The organism is Alkalithermobacter thermoalcaliphilus JW-YL-7 = DSM 7308 (assembly GCA_001584565.1).
Classification (GTDB): domain Bacteria; phylum Bacillota; class Clostridia; order Peptostreptococcales; family Peptostreptococcaceae; genus Alkalithermobacter; species Alkalithermobacter thermoalcaliphilus.
Genome location: LSFY01000001.1, coordinates 1,436,404 through 1,461,665, shown reverse-complemented (window position 1 = coordinate 1,461,665; position 25,262 = coordinate 1,436,404). Strand labels below are relative to the sequence as shown.

Sequence of the window (25,262 nt, the reverse complement as noted above, 5' to 3'; positions counted from 1 at the left end):
AAGGAATTAAAGAATATTTTGTAGAATAATTGCAGATTATAAAGAAAATATATTGGGGTGAAAGGAGAAATTATGGTTAAAAAAGTTTTAGTCACAGGTGGGGCTAAAGGCATTGGAGAAGCTATTGGTAAGGAATACAAGAAAAATGGATATTTAGTTATAGTAGCTGATATACAGGAATGTAAATATGCAGATTATTGGTATAAAGTTGATTTTTCAAAAGTACATGAAGTTGAAGATATGATGAAAGATATACATTTAAAATTTGAAGATATAGATATATTGATTAATAATGTAGGAGTAGGACAAAGTACATCACTTTTAGAAACAAAAACAGAAGACTTTCAAAAGATTATTACAACTAATTTAACAAGTGTATTTATAACTTCTAGAGAATTTGCGAGAATGAGGAAAAATAACAAAGGAAAATATGGAAGAATAATAAATATTTCATCTACAAGATATCTGATGAGCGAGAAAAATACAGAAAGTTATAGTGCTTCAAAAGGTGGAATTGTATCTATAACCCATGCATTAGCTGTAAGTCTTTCTGATTACAACATTACTGTAAATTGTATTAGTCCTGGATGGATTGAAAATTATAATTACAATGAATTAACTTATGAAGATCACAAACAGCATCCATCTGGAAGAGTTGGAAAGCCAGAGGATATAGCTAGAGCTTGTATATTTTTAAGTCAGGAGGAGAATGATTTTATTAATGGACAAAATATTACTATTGATGGTGGCATGACTAGAAAAATGATATACATATAGCTAAGCAATATAAAAATAGGAGGTCTAAAATGAAAAGGTTACTTTTAGCTTTAACTTTAGTTACAGTATTTATACTGTCAGGATGTAATAAGCAAGATCAAACTTTAGAAGAAAAATTAGATACAGAAAATGAAATAATAATAGAAGATACAAAGGAATATCTAAAAAATATATTCACTGGTGAAGATATAGAACAAGAAAAGATTCCTTTTTTTGTAATTATAGAAAACTCTAAAATGGCAAGGCCTCACAGTGGTTTATCTTCAGCAGATATAGTATTTGAAACATTAGTTGAAGGAGGAATAACGAGATATTTAGCACTTTTTTCAAAAGATGTAGAAAAAATTGGGCCAGTAAGAAGCACAAGGCCATATATTCAAGATATAACAGTTGCATTTGATATTCCATTTGCTCACTGTGGAGGTAGTAATCAAGCTATTGATCTTATAAAAAGAAAGAATCTAAAAAGCATAAATGAAATGTATAATAGCTCTTACTTTTTTAGATCAAAAGATAGAAAAGCTCCTCATAATCTATATACATCATCTGATAAGTTAAGGGATTATATATCTAAAAATGGATATACAAATAGATATAATTTCAATATGAACTTTGATGAAAGTATAGATACATCTTTAGAAAGTGCTAGTATTATAAAAATAATTCCTAGTAAATATACTTATTCAGAATTTAGGTATGAGGATGGAAAATATCTTAGATTTCAAGATGGGAAAGAAGATATAGATATATTAAATAATAAACAGATAAATGTGAGTAATGTATTAGTTTTATTTACGGATATAAAAGATTTAAATAATGAATCAAAACACGTAGATGTAAGAATCTTAGGTAGAGGAAATGGACTTTTATTTAAGGGTGGAAAAGTTGAAAAAGTAACATGGGTTAAAGAAAGAGAAACTGACCATTTTGACATAAGAAATGAAAAGGGACTTAGAGTTAATTTATTAAAGGGAAATAGCTGGATTTATATTATAGATAATAAGTCACAGGTTATATATTGATTTAACCATAAAAAATATTTTTAACATATAAAATATTTTAAACATTTAATGAAAAATTTTTCGTGTAATGTTATAATATTGTTAAGATAAAAAACAGGAGGAGGGGTATTATGAATACTAAAGAAATTATGGATATAGCACTTGAGAAAGCTGGACTAACTGAAGTGCCTGAAGATTCTGGGATTATAGTAGAAGGAGAAAATATAAAAAAAGTAGCAATAGGTGTAGACATGGAGCTAGCTGAAATGATGCTTGCTAGAGAGTTGGGAGTAGATTTAGTAATAACTCATCACCCTAAAGGTGGTAAAGCAGCTATAAACCTTCATAAAGTTATGAAATCTCAAATAGACAGAATGGTTAAAGCAGGGGTACCTATAAATAAGGCTCAAAAGGCTTTAGCAGAAAAAGTTGGGCAAGTAGAAAGAGCTTTACACGTTACAAATTATGATAGAGTAGTTTCTGCTGCTAAGCTTTTAAATATGCCTTTTATGGGAGTACATACACCAACTGATATATTGGCAGAAAATAAGGTTCAATCGCATTTAGATGAAAGATTAAAAGATAATCCAAAGGCTACTTTAGATGATGTAATTAAGGCATTAGAAGAACTACCAGAATATCAGAAAACTTTAGCAAAACCTGTTATTCGTGTAGGAAGCAAAGATGATTTTGCAGGAAAAGTATTTGTAACAATGGCTGGTGGTACTGGTGGAGGAGCAGCAGTAGCTAAAGCGTATTTTGAAGCAGGAGTAGGAACTTTAATATGCATGCATATGCCTGAAGATGTAATAAAAGCAGTAAAAGAGCAAAATATAGGAAATGTAATAGTTGCAGGACATATGGCATCAGACTCTGTAGGAATTAATGAATTTATAAAAGCACTAGAAGAAAAAGGACTTGAAGTAATAAGAATGAGTGGAGTTATTGATCCAAAATAGACTTTATTTTTCTTGACATATCACAATAATAAATGATATAGTCAAGTTGAAAATTAAATACAGAGGCTATTGGTGTGATCATATGATCGCTTAAAAGGGAAGTTCGGTGAAATTCCGACACGGTCCCGCCACTGTGATGGATAGAGCTTTACAAATACCACTGTGCTATGCATGGGAAGGTGTAAAGCTTGTTATTCCTAAGTCAGGAGACCTGCCAATAGTAACAACGCTGCTTAGTACTCACGAGGATGAGGAGGTGTTATTTTGGGGTGTAGTAAATTTGTGCTATGCTTTGTTGATAATGCCTTTCTGATTAGAAAGGATTTTTTTATGCACAAGTATGCTCGGAGTAACTTAGCAAGGTTTTTCCGAGTTATTTTTTTGAAAAAACGGAGGGATCAAACATGAATTTTGGAGCACTTTTATCAAATCCACTCTTACTTATGTGTGTAAGTATATTTGTGGGGCAATTAGTTGGAAAAATTAGTTACAAAAATGTGAAGCTAGGAAGTTCAGGAGGATTGTTTGTAGGTATATTTATAAGTTATTTTGTAACAATTTATCTTCAAAACAATTATCCATCACTAGTAAAAAGTTCATTCATATCATCAGATGTATTTAGTTTAAGTCTTATAGGCTTTATAGCTTCAGTTGGGCTATTAGCATCAAAAAATATAAGAAGAGTCATAAAAGAAAATGGTTATAGATTTATATTTTTAGCCTTTACAATAACATTTTCTGGAGCATTATCTACATTGATATTTTCAAAGTTTTTGACAAATTTAAAAAGCTCTATAATAGGTACATATGTTGGAGCATTGACAAGCTCTCCAGGACTTGCAACAGCTATGGAATCTGCAAAGCTTTTAGGAGAAGAAGCTCAAGCTATGGTAGGGCTTGGTTATTCAATTTCATATATACCTGGAGTTGTATCAGTTATTTTATTTGTTCAGTTACTTGGAAAGTATTCTAAAGAAAAAAATCATATAAAAGAAGCTGATTTAAATAGAAATAATGAAAAAATTAAAGAATCTAACTTTTGCATAATTTCATTTGCTATGGTGTGCCTATTAGGAATTGTATTAGGTGAAATTAATATATATTTAGGAAGTTATTTAGGATATTTTTCATTAGGATCTACAGGTGGAGTTTTGATGAGTGCCTTGATCCTTGGAGATATTAAAAAAATAGGTTTTTTGAATTTCGATATGAATAAAGGGCAGTTAGCTGTAGTTAGAGATATTTCATTAAATATGTTTTTATCTATTGTAGGATTAAACTATGGATATAATGCATTAACTCTTATTAAAACATCAGGAGTTCAACTTTTAATAATGGGTATGGCTACAGCATTAGTTAGTATATTAGTAGGATATTTAGTAGGAAAGTATATATTAAAGTTAAATACAGTAAATTTAGTAGGGGGAATATGTGGAGGAATGACTAGTACACCTGGATTAGCATCTTCTATTGAGGCATTAGAAAGTGATGAAGTAACCGTAGCTTATGGAGCCACATATCCGTTTGCACTGTTTTTTATGATATTGTTTACCAATATCTTATTCAAAATATAAAGGTGGAGGGAAAATATGAATATACATGAGTATCAAGCCAAAGAGGTATTGAAAAAATACAACATACCAGTTCCAAAGGGTACAGTAATATATGATGCAAAAGATGCACAAAAAGCTGCTTGGCAGATAGAAACAGATATAGCTGTTGTTAAAGCCCAAATTCATGCAGGGGGAAGAGGAAAAGCAGGCGGAGTTAAGATAGCTAAGACAATAGATGAGGTAGAAAAATATTCAAAAGAATTATTAGGAAAAAAATTAGTAACTTATCAAACAGGGCCACAGGGAAAAGAAGTTAAGGCAGTTTTGATAGAAGAAGGATGCGATATTGATAAAGAATATTACGTAGCTTTAACGCTAGATAGAGAAAGTTCAAAGGTAGTAATTATGGCATCTGAAGAAGGAGGATGTGATATTGAACAGGTAGCAGCTCAAACTCCTGAAAAGATACATAAAGAAGTGATAGATCCACTAACAGGGCTTACTAAATTTCAAGCTAGAAGGTTGTGCTTTAATATAAATATAAAGTCAGAGTTAGTTGAGGTAGCTTCTGATCTGATGATTAATCTATACAAGTGCTTTATAGATAAAGACTGTACTTTAGCAGAAATAAATCCTTTAGTTGTAACTAAAGATGATAAGATTGTAGCTTTAGATGCTAAGCTCAATTTTGATCAAAATGCTCTTTTTAGAAACAAAGATATACTTGAATATAGAGATTTAAGTGAGGAAGATGAAAAGGAAGCAAAAGCATCAGAATATGGGTTAGCCTACATTGCTTTAGATGGAAACATAGGCTGTATGGTAAATGGTGCTGGATTGGCAATGGCGACTATGGATATTATAAAATTCTATGGCGGAGAGCCTGCAAACTTTTTAGATGTAGGTGGAGGAGCAACAGAGGAAAATGTAACTAATGCATTTAAGATACTTTTATCAGATGATAAAGTTAAAGGAATATTTGTAAATATATTTGGGGGAATAATGAAGTGCGATGTAATAGCAAATGGAATTGTAAATGCAGCAAAACAAGTAAATTTAAGTGTTCCATTAGTTGTAAGATTAGAAGGAACTAATGTAGAGTTAGGTAGACAGATACTAGAAAATTCAAACTTAAGTATAGTTTCAGTATCTACAATGGATGAAGGTGCAAGTAAAATAATAAAGCTAGTTAGCTAGAAGGTAGGGGGCTTATAACAGTTAAAATAAATTTATAAAAACTTGCAAAACTCTATATATAATTTATAATTTTTATGGTAATATTGTATATAGAGGTGATATTAATGAAATATTATAGCATAGGACAATTTGCTAAATTAATAGGCAAAACAGAACAAACATTAAGAAATTGGGATAAAACTGGTGTATTAAAACCTGCACACGTTGCACCATCAGGATTTAGATATTATTCACAGGAACAACTTAATCATTTTCTTGGTATAAAAAATGTTAAACACGAGAGAAAAATCATAGGTTATTGTAGAGTATCAAGCAATAAGCAAAAAGATGATTTAGAAAGACAAATACAATATGTTAAAGAATATATGATAGCAAAAGGTTATCAGTTTGAAATTATAACTGATATAGGAAGTGCAATAAATTACAATAAGCAAGGATTAAACAAACTTATCGATATGATTACAAACAATGAAGTAGAAAAAATAGTTATTCTTTACAAAGATAGACTTGTTAGATCTGGATATGAGTTAATAGAAAATTTGTGTTCAAAGTATGGAACAAGCATTGAAGTAATAGACAATACAGAAAAAACTGAAGAACAAGAACTTGTAGAAGATTTAATACAAATAATAACAGTTTTTAGTTGCAAACTACAAGGTAAAAAAGCAAATAAAGCCAAGAAAATGATTAAGGTGCTATTAGAAGATGATAAAGACTTATAAAGTAATGCTTTTACCTAACAATAAACAACGAACAAAATTATCTGAGTGTGCTTCAGTTGCAAGATGGGCATATAACTTTGCGTTAGCAACACAGCAAGAAAACTATAAAAATGATGGTAAGTTTTTAGGTGATTGCGAGCTTAGAAAAAGATTAACACAATTAAAAAAACAAAAAGAATATGCTTGGCTTAACAATTACTCAAATAATATAACAAAACAAGCCATAAAAGATGCCGGTATTGCATATAAAAACTTCTTTGAAGGTAGAGCAAACTTTCCTAAGTTTAAGTCAAAAAAGAAAAGTAAGCCAAGTTTTTATGTAGATACAGAAAAAATAAAAATTACAGATACACATGTTAAGTTAGAAAAACTGACTAACAGTAAAAAGAAAAACAAACAAAAGTTTAACTGGATTAAACTTGCTGAAAAAGGCAGAATACCAATTGGAGAAAAAATAAAATATTCTAATCCGAGAATAGTATTTGATGGACTCAATTGGTACTTGACAATAGGAGTAGAAGAAGCTGAAATAAAAAATAAAGACTATACTGAAGGTATAGGAATAGATTTAGGAGTAAAGGATTTAGCTGTTATAAGCAGTGGACAGAAGTTCAAGAATATAAACAAATCAAGTAAAGTTAAGAAGTTAGAGAAAAGACTTAAAAGATTACAACGTAAGTTGTCTAAAAAATATGAGTTAAATAAAATTCAAATGAACGGAGGTGAATACCGTTACAGAAAAACTAACAATATAAAAAAGTTAGAATTCCTTGTTTTAAAAATGAGAAGAAAGCTTAAAAACATAAGGCATAATTATATTCATCAGATAACTACATCTTTGGTGAAAGCCAAGCCAGAATATGTAGTTATAGAAAACTTAAATACTTGTGGGATGCTAAAAAATAGAAAATTATCTAAAGCAATACAAGAGCAGCTATTTTACGAATTTAAAAGACAAATGGAATATAAATGTGCCTTAAGTGGTATTAAATTTATACTTGCAGATACATTCTATCCTTCATCTAAAACTTGTAGCATATGTGGTGCTTTAAAAAACAAACTTTCTTTATCAGAAAGAAAATTTATATGCGATGAATGTGGCTATGAAATAGATAGAGACTTAAATGCAAGTATAAACCTAAAAAATTATGGTAAATCAATAGCATAGCACCTAAAGCAGTTATTGATATGTACCGATTCGTTAGTCGGGAATTTAAGCCTTCGGAGTGTTAAATAAACAGGAGTAGCTTATGTGAAACTGAACACGATGAACAAGGAAGGAAACGTAAACTTTTATAAGGTTTGACAAGAACTTTATAGAGTTTTATAAGTTTTCTGTAACGGATATAATGAGTATATGGGTGGATAAAAATACAAAGGTAATAGTTCAAGGTATCACAGGAAAAACAGCTCTTTATCATACAAAGCAAATGTTAGAATATGGAACGAATATAGTTGCTGGTGTAACTCCGGGAAAAAAAGGAACAAAAGTTGAGGGTGTTCCTGTATTTAATACAGTAAAGGAAGCAGCATCAAACACAGGAGCTAATGTTTCTGTTATATATGTTCCTGCAAAATTTGCAGCAGATTCTATTTTAGAGGCGGTAGATGCTAATTTAGATCTAGTAATTTGTATTACAGAACATATACCTATAAATGATATGATAGTTGTAAAAAGGTATATGGAAGGAAAGAAAACTAGACTTATAGGGCCAAATTGTCCAGGAATAATAACTCCTGGTGAATGTAAAATAGGTATTATGCCAGGATATATACACAAAAAAGGTAGAATAGGAGTTGTTTCTCGATCTGGTACTTTAACTTATGAAGCAGTATATCAACTAACTCAAAGAGGGATAGGTCAGTCAAGTGCAGTTGGAATCGGTGGAGATCCTGTTAATGGAACAAATTTTATAGATGTATTAAAAGCTTTTAATGAAGATGATGAAACAGATGCTGTTGTAATGATCGGTGAAATAGGAGGAAATGCTGAAGAAAAAGCTGCACTTTGGGCAAAAGAGAATATGAAAAAACCAATAGTAGGATTTATAAGTGGAAAAACGGCTCCTAAAGGAAAAAGAATGGGGCATGCAGGAGCTATTATTTCAGGGGGAGAAGGTACAGCTTATGAAAAAATAAAGGTTATGAAAGAGTGTGGAATACACATGGCTGAAAATCCTACTCAAATAGGAGAGACATTAGTCAAAGTTTTAAAACAGAACAATATTTGGAAAAGTGAGTACTTAGGTTAAAAAAGATAGGCTTTTGCCTATCTTTTTTGATATAATTATTTAAAGATAGTATATGAGGGGGAAGGGAATAGGAATGAATACTAGATATGAAACTGCAATTTTTGCTGGTGGGTGCTTTTGGTGTATGGTTTCACCATTTCACGTACTAGATGGAATTATCGAAGTAAAGTCAGGTTATATAGGTGGGCATAAAGAAAATCCAACATATGAAGATGTCAAATCTCAAACATCTGGGCATTATGAGGCAGTGAAAATAACTTATGATCCCAATATAATAAGCTATGATAAGTTATTAAAAGCTTACTGGATGCAAATAGACCCAACAGATGATAATGGACAGTTTCACGATAGGGGACCTTCTTATAGAAGTGCTATTTTCTATACAACTGATGAACAAAGAAAAAAGGCTGAAAAGTCAAAAAAAGAGTTAGAAGAATCAGGCAGGTTCCAAGACCCAATAGTTACAAGAATACTTCCAGCTACAACATTTTATGATGCAGAAGAATATCACCAAGACTACTATAAAAAAAATCCTGTTGAATATAAAGAAGATAGAAAAATTTCAGGAAGAGATGAATTTATAAAAAAATATTGGGGAGATGAATACTGGGATTTATTTGAATAATTTAAAAAAATCCTCTAGGTAATACTAGAGGATTTTTTTGTTATACTAATTAGGGGTAATAATTTTGTTATATGGAGGGAATTTATGAAAGTTATAAAAGCTTTAGCAATAATCTTTCTATTACTTGTAACAGGTGCTTGTCAAGATCATAAAATAGATAACAAGCAAATCAAAGAAATAGAAGAAAACATAGAAAATGATGTAGTAGAAAGTCCAAAAAGTTTAATAGTTGACCAAGAAAAACTAGATAAAATTTATAAAAAAGATGGTCAAAAAATAGCTTACTTAACATTTGATGATGGTCCATCTAAAAATATAACCCCAAAAATATTAGATATATTAAAAGAAAATGAAATAAAAGCTACTTTTTTTGTAGTAGGAGAAAATGCACAGAAAAACAGTGGTATCATAAAACGAATGTATGAAGAAGGTCATAATGTAGGAAATCATACTTATTCACATAATTTTAGAGATATTTATAAAAATAGTCAAAACTTTATCGATAGTGTAAAAAAATGTGATGAAATAATAAAGTCAATATTAGGAGAAACTTATGATTTTAATGTAGTTAGATTTCCAGGAGGATCATCAGGAAAAGATCTTAAAGATTTTAAAATTGAGCTAAATAATGCTGGATATAGCTATGTAGACTGGAACTGTTTAAATGGAGATTCAGAAAAAGAAAACAAAACAGTAGATGAATTATTTGAAAGATTTATAGAAACATCTAAAGGTAGAGAAAAATTAGTTATATTGATGCATGATAATTCATCAAAAATTAATACACCTGAATCTTTAGAAAAAATTATAAAATATTTAAAAGAAAATGGATATATTTTCAAACTTTTCTCACAGATAGACTATTAATATATAAAATATTAATAAAGATAAATTTACAAAAAATAATTGACTTTATATTAAAAATCTAGTAAATTTATAAGCATAGTTAATATTTTTTTTTAGACTTCTATGCAACCGTTTGCATTGCAGAGAAGTTATTATTTTAGAGACTATGCAATCGATTGCACAAATTAAATAAAGGAAAGGAAAGATATCATGACAAAAAAATGGTGGAAAGAGTCAGTTGCATATCAAATATATCCAAGAAGTTTCATGGATTCAAATGGAGATGGTATAGGGGATCTAAAAGGAATTATATCGAAATTAGATTATTTAAAAGACTTAGGAATAGATGTTATTTGGATTTGTCCTATGTATAAATCTCCAAATGATGATAATGGATATGATATAAGTGATTATCAAGATATCATGGAAGAGTTTGGAACTATGGATGATTTTGATGAACTATTAAAAGAAGTTCACAAAAGAGGTATGAAGTTAATAATAGACCTTGTTATAAATCATACAAGCGATGAACATCCTTGGTTTATAGAATCAAGATCATCAAAAGATAATCCAAAGAGAGATTGGTATATATGGCGTGACGGAAAGAATGGAAAAGAACCAAACAATTGGGAAAGTATTTTTGGTGGATCTGCATGGGAATATGATGAAAAAACAGATCAATACTTTTTACATCTGTTTTCAAAAAAACAGCCAGATCTTAACTGGGAAAACAAAAATATGCGTAGCGCCATATACGATATGATAAATTGGTGGCTAGATAAAGGGATAGATGGCTTTAGAGTTGATGCTATAAGTCATATAAAAAAAGAAGAAGGATTAAAAGATATGCCTAATCCTAAAAAATTAAGATATGTTCCATCTTTTGATAAGCACATGAATGTAGAGGGGATACATGAGTATTTAAAAGATCTAAAAGAAAATACTTTTGCAAAGTATGACATAATGACAGTTGGAGAAGCAAATGGAGTTAAGATAGAAGATGCTCATCTTTGGGTAGGAGAAAAAGAAGGAAAGTTTAATATGGTATTTCAATTTGAGCATTTATCTTTATGGGATGGAGAAAAAGGGAAAAAGCTAGATATTGTAAAACTTAAAGAGATATTAACAAAATGGCAAGAAGGACTTTATAAGGATGGTTGGAATGCTCTTTATATAGAAAATCATGATATCCCTAGAATAGTTTCTACATGGGGAAATGATACAAAGTATTGGAGAGAAAGTGCAACTTGTTTAGGGGTTATGTATTTTATGATGCAGGGAACACCATTTATATATCAGGGTCAGGAAATTGGGATGACAAATGTTAAGTTTGATAGTATACAAGAATATAACGATGTAAGAACTAAGAATATGTATAAGATAAAAACAGAAGAAGGAGTTTTACATGAAGATATAATGAAAATAATCTGGGCAACATCAAGGGATAATGCTCGTACTCCTATGCAATGGGATAGTTCGTTAAATGCTGGATTTACAAATGGAAATCCTTGGATTAAAGTAAACCCTAATTACAAAGATATAAATGTAGAAAAACAACAAAAAGATCCAAGTTCAATACTTAATTTTTATAAGAAAATGATTAGATTAAAGAAAGAAAATGAAGTTTTAGTATATGGAAAATACAATTTAATATTAGAAAAACATCCTCAGATATACGCATATACTCGCAGGTTAGATGATAAGAAGATTATAATTATATGTAATCTAACAGATAAAGAAGCTAATTATAAATATGACGAAATTTTAGAATATGATAATCTTATGCTTTCTAATTATGATGTTAAAAAGCATGAACCTATAAAACAATTTACACTAAAACCATTTGAGGCAAGAGTTTATAGTTTATAAGGAGGTATAGAAAATGAATAAGTCTAAGATAATATCTTTTGATTTTTGGCAAAAGTTTGGTAAAGCATTGTTAGTTGTAGTTGCAGTTATGCCAGCTGCAGGTCTTATGATTTCTATTGGTAAACTAATAGGTATGGTTGGTGCAGATTTAAATACAGTTTCAATAATTGCTAGAGTTATGGAGGATATAGGTTGGGGTATTATTGTAAATTTAAATGTATTGTTTGCAGTAGCAATAGGAGGTTCTTGGGCAAAAGAACGTGCTGGTGGAGGATTTGCAGCACTGCTAGCTTTTATACTTATTAACCGTATAACAGGAGCAATTTATGGTGTTAATAGCTCAATGTTATCTGACAGTCAAGCTACTGTACACTCTTTACTTGCAGGAAGTTTAGTAGTTAAAGACTACTTTACTTCTATCCTTGGAGCTCCTGCACTTAATATGGGGGTATTTGTAGGTATAATATCAGGATTTTTAGGTGCTACGCTTTATAATAAATACTATAACTTTGACAAATTACCAAAGGCATTATCATTTTTCAATGGCAAACGTTTTGTTCCTTTTGTTGTAATATTAGGATCAACAATTTCAGCTATAATTTTATCTTTATTCTGGCCTTTTATACAAAGTGTGCTAAATGGATTTGGTCGTTGGATTGCAACTTCAAAAGATAGTGCTCCAATTATTGCACCATTTGTATTTGGAACACTAGAGCGTTTATTATTACCTTTTGGTCTTCATCATATGTTAACGATTCCTATGAACTATACAGAGCTAGGGGGAACTTATGCAATATTAACAGGAGAAAAAATTGGCCAGATAGTATCAGGTCAAGATCCTTTATGGTTTGCATGGATTACAGATCTAAATAACTTAAAAGCTATGGGAGATATTTCATCGTACAACAATTTATTATCAACTGTTGTTCCGGCAAGATTTAAAGTAGGGCAAGTAATAGCCTCTACAGCATCATTAATAGGTATAGCATTAGCTATGTATATGAATGTAGATAAAGATAAAAAAGATAAATATAAACCAATGTTTTTATCAGCAGCATTAGCAGTATTTTTAACTGGAGTTACAGAACCGATTGAATTTATGTTTATGTTTATTTCACCAATACTATATTTAGTATATGCTATTATAACAGGACTAGGATTTGCAGTTGCTGATATAATTAGTCTTCGTATTCATGCATTTGGATTTATAGAGTTTTTAACTAGAACTCCTATGATTATACAAGCAGGACTTTTAAAAGATTTAGTAAACTTTATAGTTACATGTTTTATATTCTTTGGATTTAATTTTGTAGCATTTAATATACTTATAAAGAAATTTAATATACCAACTCCTGGTCGTTGTGGAAACTATATAGAATCAGAAGAAGGTGAAAAACAATTAAGCAAAGATGAACTAAAAGATTCATTAGCAACAGAAGTAATAAAACTGCTTGGAGGAGAAGAAAATATACTAGATGTAGATGCTTGTATGACAAGACTTAGAGTAACTGTAAAACAAACAGATCTAGTTGCTAGCGAAAAGAAATGGAAAGAAACAGGAGCTTTAGGACTAATAATTAAAGATAAAGGAGTTCAAGTGATATACGGGCCTAAGGCAGATGTTTTAAAATCTGATATACAAGATGCACTAGGAGTGTAATAAAATTATGAAACTTTTGACTTTAAACTGTCATTCATGGCAAGAAGAAAATCAAATAGATAAAATAAAATATATAGCAAAAGTTATAAAACAAAAAAAGTATGATGTTATAGCTTTGCAAGAAGTTAGTCAGTCGATAAATAAAGGAATTGTATATAAGAATATAAAAGAAGATAATTTTGCCCTTTTACTTTTAGATGAATTAAAAAAACTTACAGTAGATGAATATAGCTTAAATTGGGACTTTTCTCATATAGGATATGATATATATGAAGAAGGAGTAGCTATATTGACAAAGCATCCAGTAATTGAGAATACTTCTTTCTTTGTTACAAACAGCAATGATACTAACTTTTGGAAAACAAGAAAAATATTAAAATCTACAATAGACTATAAAGGAAAAAACATATCATTTTTCTCATGCCATCTTGGTTGGTGGGATGATAAAGAAGAACCTTTTAAATCTCAAGTAGATAACCTTATAAATCAAGCAAAACAAGAAAACTTATTTTTTCTTATGGGAGATTTTAATAACGATGCCCATACAAAAGGTGAGGGATATGATTACTTGATAAAAAAGGGACTTTACGATACTTATAATATTGCAAAAATAAAAGATGATGGAATAACTGTAAAGGGCAAAATAGCTGGATGGGAGAAAAATAAACAAGGATTAAGGATTGATATGATATTTGTCAATAAACCTGTAAATATAGATTATTCAAAAGTAATATTTAACGGTGAAAATGGCGAAGTTGTATCGGATCACTTTGGAGTAGAAATACAAGTTAATATATAATATAAAGGTCTTCTTTAGTAGAAGGCCTTTATATTTTTTTAAATTTATGAATAAAAATGCTTTTTTAAATCGTCTAATATATAGTAGGTAAAAAAGAAAGGGAGTTGAAGAATTTGCTTGTAAAGCTATTTAAGAATAAAGATAATTTACCAGATACAGAAACATTGATTGACTTATACGGTAACGATGTTATAAGAATTTGTATGTATTACATGAAAAATAAGGACGATGCAGAAGATGCGTTTCAGGATATATTTGTGAAAATACACAAAAATAGATCAAGTTATAAAGGCAAATCAGATATAAAGACATGGATAACAAAAATAGCTATTAATACATGTAAAGATATACTAAAGAGCTCTTGGAATAAAAAAGTTACTTATTTAGAAAATGACCTATCAGATAAACTAATTTACCATGACAAAGCTAATGACTATGATCATATATATGAAGTTATCAAAATGTTGCCAGATATATACAAAGATGTAATTTTACTCAAGTACTATAAAGATATGAAAGCAAAGGAAATAGCAAAAGTATTAGGTATATCTGAATCTGCAGCAAATTCTAGAATATTAAGGGCAAAAGCAGAGCTAAAAAGTATATTTTTAAAGAAAGGAATTGATATTGATGGATAAAAAAATAAATAAATCTCTTAATGATAATTTGAATAACATTACTGTTTCAGATGAGCTTAAATCAAAAACTATGAAAAAAATAGAGAAATTAAAGCAAAGAAAATTTAATAAATTTACTTATGTAGCTGCAGTAGGTATAGTTTGCATATTTATTATAAGTTTAAGTCAAAACTTTTCTAAGAATAATTTAAGGGATCAAAAGGTAGCTATACAGGAAAAGTTACAAACTTATGAAAATGCTGATTTAGCTAAAGTAGATATAGATTTTATAACTGATATATACTATGATAAATCAACAGGAATAATTTATTTTACTATAAATAATAATACAGATTCTGATTTATTCTTTGGCGTAGGATTTCATATAGAAAAATATGAAAATGGAAATTGGAAAAAGACTAACCTAACTGATGATTTGGCATTTATTGAGATAGCACTTATAGCAAAGCAAGGAGAAAAACTTCAAGATAGTATAGATCTTTCAATAATTAAAGATAAGATAACTCCTGGTAAGTATAGAGTTGTTAGATCATATGGAAGTGATAATCAAAGAATAATCTCATACATTGAATTTGAAGCTGATAGAGGTGGAAATTTTACAAACTTTAATAGCTACTAAATATAAATTAAAAGGAGGGTATATAATGAAGAAAATTAAGAGTTTAATAATCATTTCAGCAATAACATTATCGATGATAGGTTTCTTTTATGCTGGTAACTTATCTAAGGCAAAAATTACAGATGCTCAAAATCAAGGCTCTATCCAAAATCTAATAAGTGTAGTTGGGGAAGGGAGTGTAAGTGTTAAGCCTGATGTAGCTTATATAAATTTAGGGGTTTATGTACAAAATAAGGATGCTAAGATAGCACAATCTGAAAATACTCAAAAGATGAATAGAGTAATATCAGAACTTAAAAAACATGGTATAAAAGATGAAGATATAAAAACTATAGAATACAGCATTTATCCAGAATACAACTACAATTTTGATAAATCTAATCAACCTAAGATTGTAGGATATTCTGTTAGAAATATGGTCAGAGTAACTATTAAAAATGTAGATAAAGTAGGGATAATTTTAGATGCTGTATCAAAAAGTGATGCTAACTTAATAGATAGTATATCTTTTGGAATTAGTAACACAGAAAAATATTATAAGGAAGCACTAAAAAAATCAGTTGAAAATGCAAAAGGAAAAGCTACTGCTATAAGTGAGAGCTTAGGGGTGAAATTGTCTACTCCAAGTAAGATAATAGAAAATTCTTCTCCGTCATATATTGCATATGAGAGAAGCTATAAAGCTATGGATACTGTAGAAAGTTCTACTCCAGTATATCAAGGACAACTAGAGATAAAAGCTGTTGTAACTGTTGAGTATAATTACTAAAATATATAGTGATGTGAAAATACACATCACTATATTTCTTCTAAAGGAATATTCTCTTGACAAGAAGGGTTATCTAATCTTAGGTTATAGAATAGTCCGATTAGTACTAAAACTCCTCCAACTATTTTACCAATTGATAATGTGTTTAGACTAATGTAGTCGATTATAATTCCTACAAATATTTGACCTATGAATACAAATAGTGTTAAATAAAATGATGATATTTTAGGAGTTATATAGCTAAACAAAACAACTATCAAAACACCCATAGCTCCACCAAAGTAAGCCCAAAGCGGTAAACGCTTAATAGATATATTTAAAGTATTACTATTTATAAATAAGAATATAATTGAAAAAATTAATCCTACCATATAATTAAAGAAAGTACTTTGAAAAAGACCTACTCTTTGTGATAGTTTAAAGTTTACAATTCTAGATAAAACAACACAAACCCCAGCTAAAATAGACATTATTATATAAATCATAAATTACCTCCACTAAAAAAATGTCATTACAAAAATTCCTAAGGCTATAAAAGATAAACCTATCAATTTTCGCTTTTCAAACTTTATAGTTTCTAGTCCAAATAGGCCAAAATGATCTATTACAATAGAAAAAACGGATTGTCCTAAAAGTCCTAAAGCAAGAGGAATTGATACACCTAAAACAGGAAATGTCAAGTTATTAAAAAGAATAGTAAAAACGCCTATAGCACCACCGCTGTATAGGTAAAGAGGTAATTTAAAATCGATTCTAAGTTTTGATCTAGTAAAAATTAGTATAAAGATTATGCACAAAAGACCAACTGAATGAATTATTACATTTGACATATAGCCTCCATAGGCATTAGATAATGTTCCGTTAAACATTACCATAATTGATATCAAACCGCCTATAATACATGAGATTAAATTATTCATAATATTTCCCTCCTTAAACCCTCAACATTTAATTTACCACAAAAGTAAGTATAATTGCAAAGAGTATAAATGTTTATCTATAAAAATATAAAAACCTATAAGAATTTTCAATAAATAAACACATTAGCAATTATTGTACATACATTTATTTTATTATAAACTAGACAAAAATAGGAGTTACAAGGGGGATAAAAAATGAGACCAAAGCTTATGGAAAAAGTAGAAGAATTAAGGGGTATTAACGCTGTAAAAGTAAAAGAAGCTAGCGAACAAGGAAAAAAAGTTGTAGGTATGTACTGTGTGTTCTCTCCACAAGAAATAGCTTTAGCAGCAGGAGCAATTGCTGTAACACTTTGTGGAACAAAGCAAGAGCCTATAGAAGATGCTGAAAAAGATCTTCCAAGAAATTTATGTCCTTTAATAAAATCAAGTTATGGTTTTGCAATTACAGATAAATGTCCTTATTTTTATTTTTCAGACGTTTTACTAGCAGAAACAACTTGTGATGGAAAAAAGAAAATGTATGAATTAATGGGTAAAATAAAGCCTATGCATATAATGAATCTTCCACAAACAGCACAAGGAGAAGAAGCTTTGCATCTTTGGAAAAGAGAGATGGTTCGTTTCATAGAATTTTTAGAAGATAAGTTTAATGTAAAAATTACAGAAGAAAAACTAAAAGAAGCTATAAAACTAATGAATAAAGAAAGAGAAGTTATGAAAAGATTACATCAGTTAAATGCACATAAACCAGCTCCAATGACTGGAATGGATATGATGTTAGCTCAATGGTTAAAAGGATTCAATGTAGATAAACAAGCAGGAATAGAGATAATTGAAAATTTAATTAGTGAAGTTCAAGAGCAGATGGAAAAAGGAATATATGCATTTGATGAAGATGCACCTCGTATATTACTAACAGGATGTCCTATAGGAAGTGGATCAGAGAAAGTTTTAAAAATACTAGAAGAATCTGGAGCAAGTGTTGTAGCACTAGAAAACTGTACAGGATACAAAGGATTAGATGTTTTAGTTGATGAAGAGAAAGATCCTATAACAGCTTTAGCAGAAAAATACTTATCAACGCCTTGTTCATGCATGATGTCAAATAATGGAAGGTTAGATTTAATAGAAAGACTAGCAAAAGAATACCAAGTAGATGGGGTTGTAGATTTGACATGGCAAGCATGTCATACATATAATATAGAATCTTTTGTTGTTAAAAACTTTGTTAAGGAAAAATTAGATCTGCCGTTTATCCAAATAGAAACAGATTATTCTGATTCAGATATTGGTCAGTTAAAGGTAAGAATAGAAGCATTCCTAGAAACATTAATTTCATCGAAAGAAAAAGGATACTCAACTATTTAGTAAAGGAATGTTGTTAATATGTACACAATAGGAATTGACATAGGTTCTGTAGCTACTAAAGTTGCTATTTTTGATGGAAAAGATATTATAGCTACAGATATAACTCCTACAGGGTGGAGCCCAAAAGATTCAGCAAGTTTACTAATAAATAAAGTTTTAGAAAGCTCAAAAATAAGTAAAGAAGAAGTTAAATCTATAACTGCAACAGGATATGGAAGAGTATCTTTACCGTTTGCAACAAAAAAAGTAACAGAAATTACGTCTCATGCAAAGGGAGCACATTTTATAGATTCATCAATAAGAACAATTATAGATATAGGTGGACAAGATAGCAAGGTAATTAAAATAGATAATAACGGCAACGTAGTTGATTTTTTGATGAATGATAAATGTGCAGCAGGTACAGGTAGGTTTTTACAGGTTATGTCACAGATACTAGAAACAGATATAAGTGATCTTTCTACATTAGCAAGTGAGGCTGAGCCTGAGAATATAAATAGTATGTGTACAGTATTTGCAGAGTCTGAAGTTGTAAGTTTGATAGCTAGTGGAAAATCAAAAGAAAGCATAGCAGCAGGATTGTTAAATTCTGTTGCAAAGAAGACGTATGCACTAGTTAGTAAAGTAAAAGTAGAAGATAAAGTTTTTTTCTCAGGTGGAGTATCTAAAAATTATCTACTTAGAAAGTTTTTAAGCGAAAGGCTTAATATAGATATTAATTCATCAGATAAATCACAGTTTCTAGGGGCAATAGGAGCTTGTATAATTGGATATGAAATGTAAAAAGTGTACACATATGTGTACACTTTATTTTTTAGGAGTTCATTAAAGATTTTATTTCATCTTTTAAGCTTTCAGCTTCAGTTCCAAATATTACTTGAACACTTCCGCCACCTACATCTAAAACGCCTGCAGATCCAAGCTTTTTAAGTTTAGCTTTATCAACTTTAGAAGGATCTTTAACTTCAAGTCTAAGTCTAGTTATACAAGCATCTATATGATTTATATTTTCAGAGTCTCCAAGAGCTTTTAAAACAGCTAAAGCTTTATCAGATGCAGATGTTTTATTTTCACTAAGGTCTTTATTTTCTTCTCTACCAGGAGTTTTTAAATCAAGTTTTTTAATTAAGAAGTAGAATGTAACAAAGTAAAGTATAAATATAACTATCCCTATAGGGAAAAGCATAAATGGATTACCTGCGTTACCTGTAGATATACTTACAAAATAATCTATAAGAGAAGAAGTAAATGTTTCTGTAAGTCTAACATTGGCCATATTCATTAACATTCCACCAACAAATGCTAAAGAAATATGAGCAAGGTATAAAACAGGAGCAACAAACATAAATGCAAATTCAATTGGTTCTGTTATACCAGTAATTATAGAAGTAAGAGATGCTGTAAGCATTGCTCCTCCTATTGCCTTTTTATTTTGAGGCAGGGCAGTAAGGTATATAGCTAAAGCAGCTGCAGGAAGACCAAAGATTTTTAAAGGATACTCTGCAGCTGTAATAGATCCTGCGGTAGGGTCTCCTGCAAAGAATCTAGCGATTTCTCCTATAAATACTTCTCCCGTATTAGGATTTACATATTGACCAAATTGAGTTGTAAATGGAGTTTTAAACACGTGGTGAAGACCTGTAGGAATAAGTGCTCTATTTCCAAATGCATATATAGCACCACCTAATCTAAAACCTCCAATTTGAGCATTTATAGCAACCTGACCAAGATAATTTATTCCATCTTGAATTGGTGGCCATATAATACCAAAGATTATACCTAGTACTGCAGATACAGCAACCATAATTATAGGAACTAATCTTTTTCCAGCAAAGAATCCAAGGATTGGATGAAGTTGAGTTTTAAAGTATTTTTGATATACTTTTGCAGATATAATACCTATTATAATACCACTAAATACTCCCATATTTATAGGATCAGAAAGATTTTGAGCAGAGCTCATAATGTCTAATACTCTTATAAGAACTACATGCCCAACTAAAGCAGCAAGACCTGATACAGCTTCTCCACCAGTAAATCCTATTGCAACTCCTATAGCAAATATAAGTGGAAGATTTTCAAATACTACAAGTCCACCACTAAATAAAACTTGAACAAATACCTTTAAAAATACATTTTGAGATACAACATCAGGACCTAAACCTTGTTCAATCATTCTTGAAACAGCAACCATAAGTCCTGCAGCTGGTAAAACAGATACTGGTAGCATCAGAGATTTACCAACTTTTTGAAGAACAGCGAAAAAATTATTTTTCTTCTTCATAAAAATCCTCCTTTATTTATTATTGTTTAAAAATAACAGGCATAAGCTTACAAAGATAACCTAGGTTATTTTCTTATAAGCTTATGCCTGATCGAATCAGTAACACGCAGTATAAAAATAGTATTTTATAAAAAACAAAAGGCATGAACTCATATAAAAACAACAAAAGTCATTTTTATATAAGCTCATGCCTGATCGAGTCAGTAACACGCCAAAACTTGATATCGTTTTCCTTGATACAAGAGTATCACGGTTTTTCTAAAAAGTCAATAATATATTCTAAAAAAATTTGTAGTTTTTTTAGTTTTATTGACACTAAACAGGAGCTTTGGTAATCTTTATATAAAAAGAAAGGGGGGTGCTTGATGAGCAGCTTTGATTATGAAGGCATTATATCTAAGTTATCTAATTGTTGTTTAACAGAATCAAGTTGTGGTTCTTGTGAAAAAGAGGATTGTCTCATAGGATATTCTAAGCAATGTCTAGTCAAATGTCTAAAAGAACAAGAAGAGTACATAGAAAATGGTATGGAGTATATGCCACAGGAAAGCTCAAAAATTTATGATGAAGATTCAGTGGCGCAAACTATTGGATTTTTATTAAATCAGTGTAAAAACTGCAACTTATATCACGATGAAGAATGCTTGATTAATATTATAAGATCATCGCTTGAAATTATCTTATTAGGTGAGGCTCAAGAATATTTAGGAAGTACCTTAATGTATATGAATGATGTAAAAAACATAAATAAAGATGTTGCACAAAAGATATTCAAACATTTCCAAGATTATAAAAAATAGAAAGGTGAATAGCTATGGATAGAATAGATCTTGTTATAGAAAATATTATTGGAGAAACAAAAGGAACTAGTTTAGAAAGAATAGTTAAGCAAAACTTTTCAGGAGAAACTTCTGAGGTAGGTATATATCTTGCTATGGCTAGACTAGCACAAAGACAAGGATATCCAGAAATTGCTGAGGTTTTAAAAACTATAGCATGGGAAGAAGCAGAGCATGCAGCACGTTTTGCTGAATTTAATGGCCTAATAAAAGAAGATATATTTGAAAACATTAGACAAATGTTAGAAGGAGAAACATTTGCTAATAAGTCTAAAAAAGAAGCCGCAGATAAGGCTAAAGAACTTGGATTAGATTCAGCTAGTGATTATTTTAATGAATCAGCCAAAGATGAAGCAAGACATGCTAGAATGCTTGAAGGTATATTAAAAAGATATAATAAATAAAGGAGAGATTAGTATGAAATTTAAAATGGTACACAATAATATTAATGTTTTAGATCTTGAAAAAAGTTTAAAATTCTATAAAGAGGCTTTAGGACTTGAAGAAGTAAGAAGATACGAGCCTGAAGATAAAAGCTTTATACTTGTTTATTTAGGAGATGGTAGTTCTACTCATCAGCTAGAGCTTACTTGGTTAAGAGATAGAAAAGAGCCATATAATTTAGGAGAAAACGAATTTCATTTAGCTTTTGAAACAGATGATTTTGAAAAAGCGTATGAACATCACAAAAAAATGGGATGTATATGTTTCGAAAACAAGGAAATGGGAATTTACTTCATAAGTGATCCGGATGGATACTGGTTAGAAGTTTTACCTAAAAAATAGGGGTGAATAAATGAGATTTTTAAAAAGTCCAGTAGGAATATCACATGAAGTTGTTGAAAAGATTGTAAAACAAGGAGACACAGTAGTGGATGCGACAGCTGGAAATGGAAATGATACTCTGTTTCTAGCAAAATTAGTTGGTGAAACTGGAAAAGTATATTCTTTTGATATACAAAATGTAGCTCTTGAAAAAACAAAACAAAAATTAATAGATTCAAATATGCTAGATAATGTAACTCTTATAAATGATGGTCATGAAAACATAGATAAGTATGTATCGTATCCAGTAAAAGCTGTTATGTTTAATCTAGGATATTTGCCAGGAGGAGATCATAAGATACATACAAAACCCCACACAACTATAACTGCTATTGAAAAAAGTTTAGATATAATAACTAAGCATGGAATTGTAATGCTTGTTATATATCATGGTGGAGATAGTGGCTTTGAAGAAAAAGATGAAGTTTTAGAGTTTTTGAAAGGATTAGATCAGAAAAAGTATAGTGTTCTTATGTACAATTATATAAATAACATAAATTATCCTCCAATAGCTGTTTGTATAGAAAAATTAAAGGAATAAAAGTGTCCAATCAAAAGGACACTTTTTTGTTATATACTTGACAAGTTGCAAAATTATTCAACAAATAATACAATATATATAAGAAAATATTGGGAGGATAATAATATGCCTAAAAATTATATGGAAACAGTAGTTGACTATTTAATACCTAGCGTGTTGAAAAAATATGAAAATATATGTACTTGTGAAAAATGTATAGAGGATATAAAGGCTATAGCTTTAAATAATCTACCACCAATGTATATTGTAACAGATCAAGGAAATGCTTATGCTAAATTAAATGAAATGAGTAGTCAATTTAAGGCTAATGTAATACAAGTTATAGTAGAAGCTATTGAAAAAGTTAAAAATAACGTAAAACATGATTAAATCCACCTTAGGTGGATTTAATTTGTATATATTTATTTATATGATCATATAAATAAATATATAAACTTTAAGGAGTGGTAACATGGTGATTTCGCTAAAGAATATAGTAAAATTTCTAGTAAGTATTTTTATTCCATTAGGGGTTGGTTTTTTAAGTGGATACATAACTAAAGATTCAATGAATATATATCAAAATCTTATAAGACCTTCATTTGCACCTCCAGGGTATATATTTTCTATTGTATGGACCATACTTTATATACTTATGGGAATTGCATCGTATAGAGTCTATGTTTCTGAAAAAAGTAAATATGAAGTTAAAGATGCATTAACTTTTTACTTTATTCAACTGGCATTAAACTTTCTATGGCCTATAGTATATTTTAATCTTGGTTTTAGATTTTTAGCCTTAATTTTAATTATAATTCTTTGGATATTAATATTAGTAACAACAATAAAGTTTTTTCAAATTGATAAGATAGCAGGATACTTAATGGTTCCATATCTATTATGGGTTAGTTTTGCAGCTATACTTAATTACTCTACTTGGAAATTAAATAGATAAGCAGCCTACCTAGGCTGCTTAAACTATTTTACCATCTGGTGATATTGTTACTTCTTTATATGGAACTATTTTTTGAGCATTTAGCATAGCTGTTTTTACTGCATTAGCAATTCCTTGACAGCAAGGAACAGACATTTTTACAACTGTTATACTTTTTATATCTTTAGTTTTAAATATTTCAGTAAGTTTTTCTATATAGTATTCATTATCATCTAGTTTAGGACATGCTATAAGAGTTAATTTACCCTTTATAAAGTCTTCGTGGAAATTAGCATAAGCATAAGCGCAGCAGTCAGCAGATATTAACACATCAGCATCATCCCAAAAATCAGCCATTGGACTTATTAATTTTAATTGTACTGGCCATTGTCTAAGTTGAGATTGAAGTTGAACAGATTGAGTATTTTTTTTATCTTCATCTTCAGAAGATTTTAAAACTTTATTTACAGAAGAAGGACAAGCATTTAGTACTCTATTTACAGAAGAAGGGCATCCTCCTGAATGCTTTTTATTTGCAAATCCTCTTCTTGACTCATCGAATTTTTCTGCATCTTTCTCTACTAATTTTATAGCATCAACAGGACAAGCAGGAAGGCACATTCCTAGTCCATCACAGTAAGAATCACTTATAAGTTTAGCTTTTCCATCTATCACTTTGATAGCTCCTTGATGACAAGCATTTGCACATAGTCCACATCCTATGCATTTTTCTTCATTTATTTCAATTATTTGTCTTTTCATGATTAAAACCTCCTTTTGATTTGATAATTAAATAATACTACAAAATTAAAAATTAGAAAGTGACTTAAATCACACTAAAAAAAAAGAGTCTTTGAAAAGACTCTCTAAAATAAGATAGATAAAATGAAAGATAAAAGAGCTACTCTAAATAGTAGTGAAGAAAGAGAACTTAAAAGACCTATTGCAATAGCTGTATATCCTAAAGTTTTAGCTCCGGAAAAAACAGATACAAATCCTAAAAATGCACCTAAAATTCCAAGTGTGACAGGATACGTAAATAAAGAAATGATGGAGGCTATAACTCCTAGATATCCCCAAATTCCCGTTACATACGCAGTTTCATCGCCTCTAAATTCTTTATAATTCATTTTATTAGGAACAAATTCGGCTGCGTGTTCAGTTTTGAATTTATCATTTTTTTTATCCATAATTTCACATCCTTTTTATATAATCTAAAGATACAAATAGTTTTTGTAATTTAGATTATATAAATCGAGTTAAATTTTTATAATGGTATCATT

The 25,262-nt window shown here is 29.7% G+C and carries 29 protein-coding genes and 1 riboswitch; of the genes, 24 read left to right on the top strand and 5 right to left on the bottom strand.

The features are described 5' to 3' along the window. Positions 1-72: 72 nt before the first annotated feature. The 16 genes from JWYL7_RS07615 (at position 73) to JWYL7_RS07540 (ending at position 16,286) form a co-directional block, all read left to right on the top strand. On the top strand, positions 73-777 hold the full coding sequence (locus tag JWYL7_RS07615) for an SDR family oxidoreductase (protein WP_066071288.1): 705 nt from the start codon (positions 73-75) through the stop codon (positions 775-777). A 29-nt stretch (positions 778-806) separates the two neighbouring features. Continuing rightward, positions 807-1,799, top strand: coding sequence for a DUF3048 domain-containing protein (locus tag JWYL7_RS07610; RefSeq protein ID WP_066071285.1), 993 nt, complete (start codon positions 807-809; stop codon positions 1,797-1,799). A 110-nt stretch (positions 1,800-1,909) separates the two neighbouring features. Next, positions 1,910-2,737 carry a Nif3-like dinuclear metal center hexameric protein gene (locus JWYL7_RS07605; protein WP_066071282.1) on the top strand — a complete coding sequence of 276 codons (828 nt, stop codon included), beginning with the start codon at positions 1,910-1,912 and terminating at the stop codon, positions 2,735-2,737. Between the two features lie 53 nt (positions 2,738-2,790). Continuing rightward, a riboswitch (cobalamin riboswitch) is annotated at positions 2,791-2,970 on the top strand. Positions 2,971-3,141: 171 nt separating this feature from the next. After that, positions 3,142-4,311, top strand: coding sequence for an aspartate-alanine antiporter-like transporter (locus tag JWYL7_RS07600; RefSeq protein WP_066071279.1), 1,170 nt, complete (start codon positions 3,142-3,144; stop codon positions 4,309-4,311). A gap of 15 nt (positions 4,312-4,326) precedes the next feature. After that, entirely contained in the window at positions 4,327-5,487 is a 1,161-nt protein-coding gene (sucC, locus tag JWYL7_RS07595; RefSeq protein ID WP_066071277.1) for an ADP-forming succinate--CoA ligase subunit beta, read from the top strand. A 104-nt stretch (positions 5,488-5,591) separates the two neighbouring features. Continuing rightward, on the top strand, positions 5,592-6,209 hold the full coding sequence (locus JWYL7_RS07590) for an IS607 family transposase (RefSeq protein WP_066071275.1): 618 nt from the start codon (positions 5,592-5,594) through the stop codon (positions 6,207-6,209). After that, on the top strand, positions 6,193-7,377 hold the full coding sequence (locus JWYL7_RS07585) for an RNA-guided endonuclease InsQ/TnpB family protein (protein WP_066071273.1): 1,185 nt from the start codon (positions 6,193-6,195) through the stop codon (positions 7,375-7,377). Before JWYL7_RS07590 ends, JWYL7_RS07585 begins: the two co-directional genes overlap by 17 nt. 181 nt (positions 7,378-7,558) lie before the next feature. After that, entirely contained in the window at positions 7,559-8,461 is a 903-nt protein-coding gene (gene sucD / locus JWYL7_RS07580) for a succinate--CoA ligase subunit alpha (protein ID WP_066071270.1), read from the top strand. A 73-nt stretch (positions 8,462-8,534) separates the two neighbouring features. Next, the gene (gene msrA, locus JWYL7_RS07575; RefSeq protein WP_066071267.1) at positions 8,535-9,086 is read left to right on the top strand and encodes a peptide-methionine (S)-S-oxide reductase MsrA; all 552 of its coding nucleotides are present in this window, start codon (positions 8,535-8,537) and stop codon (positions 9,084-9,086) included. A gap of 84 nt (positions 9,087-9,170) precedes the next feature. Beyond that, positions 9,171-9,953 (top strand): polysaccharide deacetylase family protein, encoded by a 783-nt coding sequence (locus JWYL7_RS07570; protein ID WP_066071264.1) that lies wholly within the window; start codon positions 9,171-9,173, stop codon positions 9,951-9,953. Positions 9,954-10,142: 189 nt separating this feature from the next. Beyond that, positions 10,143-11,801 (top strand): glycoside hydrolase family 13 protein, encoded by a 1,659-nt coding sequence (locus tag JWYL7_RS07565; protein ID WP_066071261.1) that lies wholly within the window; start codon positions 10,143-10,145, stop codon positions 11,799-11,801. A gap of 13 nt (positions 11,802-11,814) precedes the next feature. Beyond that, entirely contained in the window at positions 11,815-13,461 is a 1,647-nt protein-coding gene (locus tag JWYL7_RS07560) for a PTS transporter subunit IIBC (RefSeq protein WP_066071258.1), read from the top strand. Between the two features lie 7 nt (positions 13,462-13,468). Further along, entirely contained in the window at positions 13,469-14,260 is a 792-nt protein-coding gene (locus JWYL7_RS07555; RefSeq protein ID WP_066071255.1) for an endonuclease/exonuclease/phosphatase family protein, read from the top strand. A 113-nt stretch (positions 14,261-14,373) separates the two neighbouring features. Then, on the top strand, positions 14,374-14,898 hold the full coding sequence (locus tag JWYL7_RS07550) for an RNA polymerase sigma factor (RefSeq protein ID WP_072280205.1): 525 nt from the start codon (positions 14,374-14,376) through the stop codon (positions 14,896-14,898). Then, entirely contained in the window at positions 14,891-15,517 is a 627-nt protein-coding gene (locus JWYL7_RS07545) for an immunoglobulin-like domain-containing protein (RefSeq protein WP_066071252.1), read from the top strand. The genes JWYL7_RS07550 and JWYL7_RS07545 overlap by 8 nt, the downstream gene beginning before the upstream one ends. Positions 15,518-15,542: 25 nt before the next feature. Then, entirely contained in the window at positions 15,543-16,286 is a 744-nt protein-coding gene (locus JWYL7_RS07540; RefSeq protein WP_066071249.1) for an SIMPL domain-containing protein, read from the top strand. A gap of 29 nt (positions 16,287-16,315) precedes the next feature. Here the strand turns inward: JWYL7_RS07540 and JWYL7_RS07535 are convergent, their stop codons facing one another. Next, the gene (locus JWYL7_RS07535; RefSeq protein WP_066071246.1) at positions 16,316-16,771 is read right to left on the bottom strand and encodes a DMT family transporter; all 456 of its coding nucleotides are present in this window, start codon (positions 16,769-16,771) and stop codon (positions 16,316-16,318) included. A 12-nt stretch (positions 16,772-16,783) separates the two neighbouring features. Then, positions 16,784-17,206 carry a DMT family transporter gene (locus JWYL7_RS07530; RefSeq protein ID WP_066071241.1) on the bottom strand — a complete coding sequence of 141 codons (423 nt, stop codon included), beginning with the start codon at positions 17,204-17,206 and terminating at the stop codon, positions 16,784-16,786. A gap of 195 nt (positions 17,207-17,401) precedes the next feature. Here JWYL7_RS07530 and JWYL7_RS07525 point away from each other — a divergent pair, with 195 nt between their 5' ends. Both JWYL7_RS07525 and JWYL7_RS07520 read left to right on the top strand, forming a co-directional pair. Next, on the top strand, positions 17,402-18,577 hold the full coding sequence (locus tag JWYL7_RS07525) for a double-cubane-cluster-containing anaerobic reductase (protein ID WP_066071238.1): 1,176 nt from the start codon (positions 17,402-17,404) through the stop codon (positions 18,575-18,577). A gap of 18 nt (positions 18,578-18,595) precedes the next feature. After that, on the top strand, positions 18,596-19,360 hold the full coding sequence (locus JWYL7_RS07520; protein ID WP_066071235.1) for an acyl-CoA dehydratase activase: 765 nt from the start codon (positions 18,596-18,598) through the stop codon (positions 19,358-19,360). Between the two features lie 31 nt (positions 19,361-19,391). Here JWYL7_RS07520 and JWYL7_RS07515 read toward each other — a convergent pair whose 3' ends face one another. Continuing rightward, the gene (locus JWYL7_RS07515) at positions 19,392-20,861 is read right to left on the bottom strand and encodes a PTS transporter subunit EIIC (protein ID WP_066071232.1); all 1,470 of its coding nucleotides are present in this window, start codon (positions 20,859-20,861) and stop codon (positions 19,392-19,394) included. A gap of 365 nt (positions 20,862-21,226) precedes the next feature. On the opposite strand from JWYL7_RS07515, the gene JWYL7_RS07510 reads away from it, so the two are divergent. The 6 genes from JWYL7_RS07510 to JWYL7_RS07485 all read left to right on the top strand — a co-directional run bounded on the left by JWYL7_RS07510 (position 21,227) and on the right by JWYL7_RS07485 (position 24,000). Then, the gene (locus JWYL7_RS07510) at positions 21,227-21,661 is read left to right on the top strand and encodes a hypothetical protein (protein ID WP_072280204.1); all 435 of its coding nucleotides are present in this window, start codon (positions 21,227-21,229) and stop codon (positions 21,659-21,661) included. A gap of 14 nt (positions 21,662-21,675) precedes the next feature. Beyond that, complete coding sequence (locus tag JWYL7_RS07505; RefSeq protein WP_066071227.1) at positions 21,676-22,104, top strand: ferritin-like domain-containing protein; 429 nt, start codon at positions 21,676-21,678, stop codon at positions 22,102-22,104. 13 nt (positions 22,105-22,117) lie between these two features. Further along, positions 22,118-22,486, top strand: coding sequence for a VOC family protein (locus tag JWYL7_RS07500; protein ID WP_066071223.1), 369 nt, complete (start codon positions 22,118-22,120; stop codon positions 22,484-22,486). Between the two features lie 10 nt (positions 22,487-22,496). Next, entirely contained in the window at positions 22,497-23,066 is a 570-nt protein-coding gene (gene mnmM, locus JWYL7_RS07495) for a tRNA 5-(aminomethyl)-2-thiouridylate-methyltransferase MnmM (protein WP_066071221.1), read from the top strand. Between the two features lie 105 nt (positions 23,067-23,171). Further along, on the top strand, positions 23,172-23,435 hold the full coding sequence (locus JWYL7_RS07490) for a late competence development ComFB family protein (protein ID WP_066071219.1): 264 nt from the start codon (positions 23,172-23,174) through the stop codon (positions 23,433-23,435). Between the two features lie 85 nt (positions 23,436-23,520). After that, entirely contained in the window at positions 23,521-24,000 is a 480-nt protein-coding gene (locus tag JWYL7_RS07485) for a TspO/MBR family protein (RefSeq protein WP_331722122.1), read from the top strand. A gap of 18 nt (positions 24,001-24,018) precedes the next feature. On the opposite strand, the gene JWYL7_RS07480 is transcribed toward JWYL7_RS07485, so the two are convergent. Together JWYL7_RS07480 and JWYL7_RS07475 are read right to left on the bottom strand one after the other, a co-directional pair. After that, positions 24,019-24,741: an ATP-binding protein gene (locus JWYL7_RS07480; RefSeq protein ID WP_066071211.1), complete on the bottom strand. Its 723-nt coding sequence runs from the start codon at positions 24,739-24,741 to the stop codon at positions 24,019-24,021. Positions 24,742-24,845: 104 nt separating this feature from the next. After that, entirely contained in the window at positions 24,846-25,169 is a 324-nt protein-coding gene (locus JWYL7_RS07475; RefSeq protein WP_066071208.1) for a hypothetical protein, read from the bottom strand. Positions 25,170-25,262: the final 93 nt, after the last annotated feature.

Coding starts and splice junctions, on each gene's coding strand:
- JWYL7_RS07590 (WP_066071275.1), top strand. CDS start 5,592: ATGAAATATTATAGCATAGGACAATTTGCTAAATTAATAGGCAAAACA.
- JWYL7_RS07610 (WP_066071285.1), top strand. CDS start 807: ATGAAAAGGTTACTTTTAGCTTTAACTTTAGTTACAGTATTTATACTG.
- JWYL7_RS07480 (WP_066071211.1), bottom strand. CDS start 24,741: ATGAAAAGACAAATAATTGAAATAAATGAAGAAAAATGCATAGGATGT.
- JWYL7_RS07565 (WP_066071261.1), top strand. CDS start 10,143: ATGACAAAAAAATGGTGGAAAGAGTCAGTTGCATATCAAATATATCCA.
- JWYL7_RS07510 (WP_072280204.1), top strand. CDS start 21,227: ATGAGCAGCTTTGATTATGAAGGCATTATATCTAAGTTATCTAATTGT.
- JWYL7_RS07585 (WP_066071273.1), top strand. CDS start 6,193: ATGATAAAGACTTATAAAGTAATGCTTTTACCTAACAATAAACAACGA.
- JWYL7_RS07555 (WP_066071255.1), top strand. CDS start 13,469: ATGAAACTTTTGACTTTAAACTGTCATTCATGGCAAGAAGAAAATCAA.
- msrA (WP_066071267.1), top strand. CDS start 8,535: ATGAATACTAGATATGAAACTGCAATTTTTGCTGGTGGGTGCTTTTGG.
- JWYL7_RS07475 (WP_066071208.1), bottom strand. CDS start 25,169: ATGGATAAAAAAAATGATAAATTCAAAACTGAACACGCAGCCGAATTT.
- JWYL7_RS07540 (WP_066071249.1), top strand. CDS start 15,543: ATGAAGAAAATTAAGAGTTTAATAATCATTTCAGCAATAACATTATCG.
- JWYL7_RS07615 (WP_066071288.1), top strand. CDS start 73: ATGGTTAAAAAAGTTTTAGTCACAGGTGGGGCTAAAGGCATTGGAGAA.
- JWYL7_RS07570 (WP_066071264.1), top strand. CDS start 9,171: ATGAAAGTTATAAAAGCTTTAGCAATAATCTTTCTATTACTTGTAACA.
- JWYL7_RS07600 (WP_066071279.1), top strand. CDS start 3,142: ATGAATTTTGGAGCACTTTTATCAAATCCACTCTTACTTATGTGTGTA.
- JWYL7_RS07505 (WP_066071227.1), top strand. CDS start 21,676: ATGGATAGAATAGATCTTGTTATAGAAAATATTATTGGAGAAACAAAA.
- JWYL7_RS07530 (WP_066071241.1), bottom strand. CDS start 17,206: ATGAATAATTTAATCTCATGTATTATAGGCGGTTTGATATCAATTATG.
- JWYL7_RS07560 (WP_066071258.1), top strand. CDS start 11,815: ATGAATAAGTCTAAGATAATATCTTTTGATTTTTGGCAAAAGTTTGGT.
- sucD (WP_066071270.1), top strand. CDS start 7,559: ATGAGTATATGGGTGGATAAAAATACAAAGGTAATAGTTCAAGGTATC.
- JWYL7_RS07500 (WP_066071223.1), top strand. CDS start 22,118: ATGAAATTTAAAATGGTACACAATAATATTAATGTTTTAGATCTTGAA.
- JWYL7_RS07545 (WP_066071252.1), top strand. CDS start 14,891: ATGGATAAAAAAATAAATAAATCTCTTAATGATAATTTGAATAACATT.
- JWYL7_RS07520 (WP_066071235.1), top strand. CDS start 18,596: ATGTACACAATAGGAATTGACATAGGTTCTGTAGCTACTAAAGTTGCT.
- JWYL7_RS07605 (WP_066071282.1), top strand. CDS start 1,910: ATGAATACTAAAGAAATTATGGATATAGCACTTGAGAAAGCTGGACTA.
- JWYL7_RS07515 (WP_066071232.1), bottom strand. CDS start 20,861: ATGAAGAAGAAAAATAATTTTTTCGCTGTTCTTCAAAAAGTTGGTAAA.
- JWYL7_RS07490 (WP_066071219.1), top strand. CDS start 23,172: ATGCCTAAAAATTATATGGAAACAGTAGTTGACTATTTAATACCTAGC.
- JWYL7_RS07535 (WP_066071246.1), bottom strand. CDS start 16,771: ATGATTTATATAATAATGTCTATTTTAGCTGGGGTTTGTGTTGTTTTA.
- sucC (WP_066071277.1), top strand. CDS start 4,327: ATGAATATACATGAGTATCAAGCCAAAGAGGTATTGAAAAAATACAAC.
- JWYL7_RS07525 (WP_066071238.1), top strand. CDS start 17,402: ATGAGACCAAAGCTTATGGAAAAAGTAGAAGAATTAAGGGGTATTAAC.
- mnmM (WP_066071221.1), top strand. CDS start 22,497: ATGAGATTTTTAAAAAGTCCAGTAGGAATATCACATGAAGTTGTTGAA.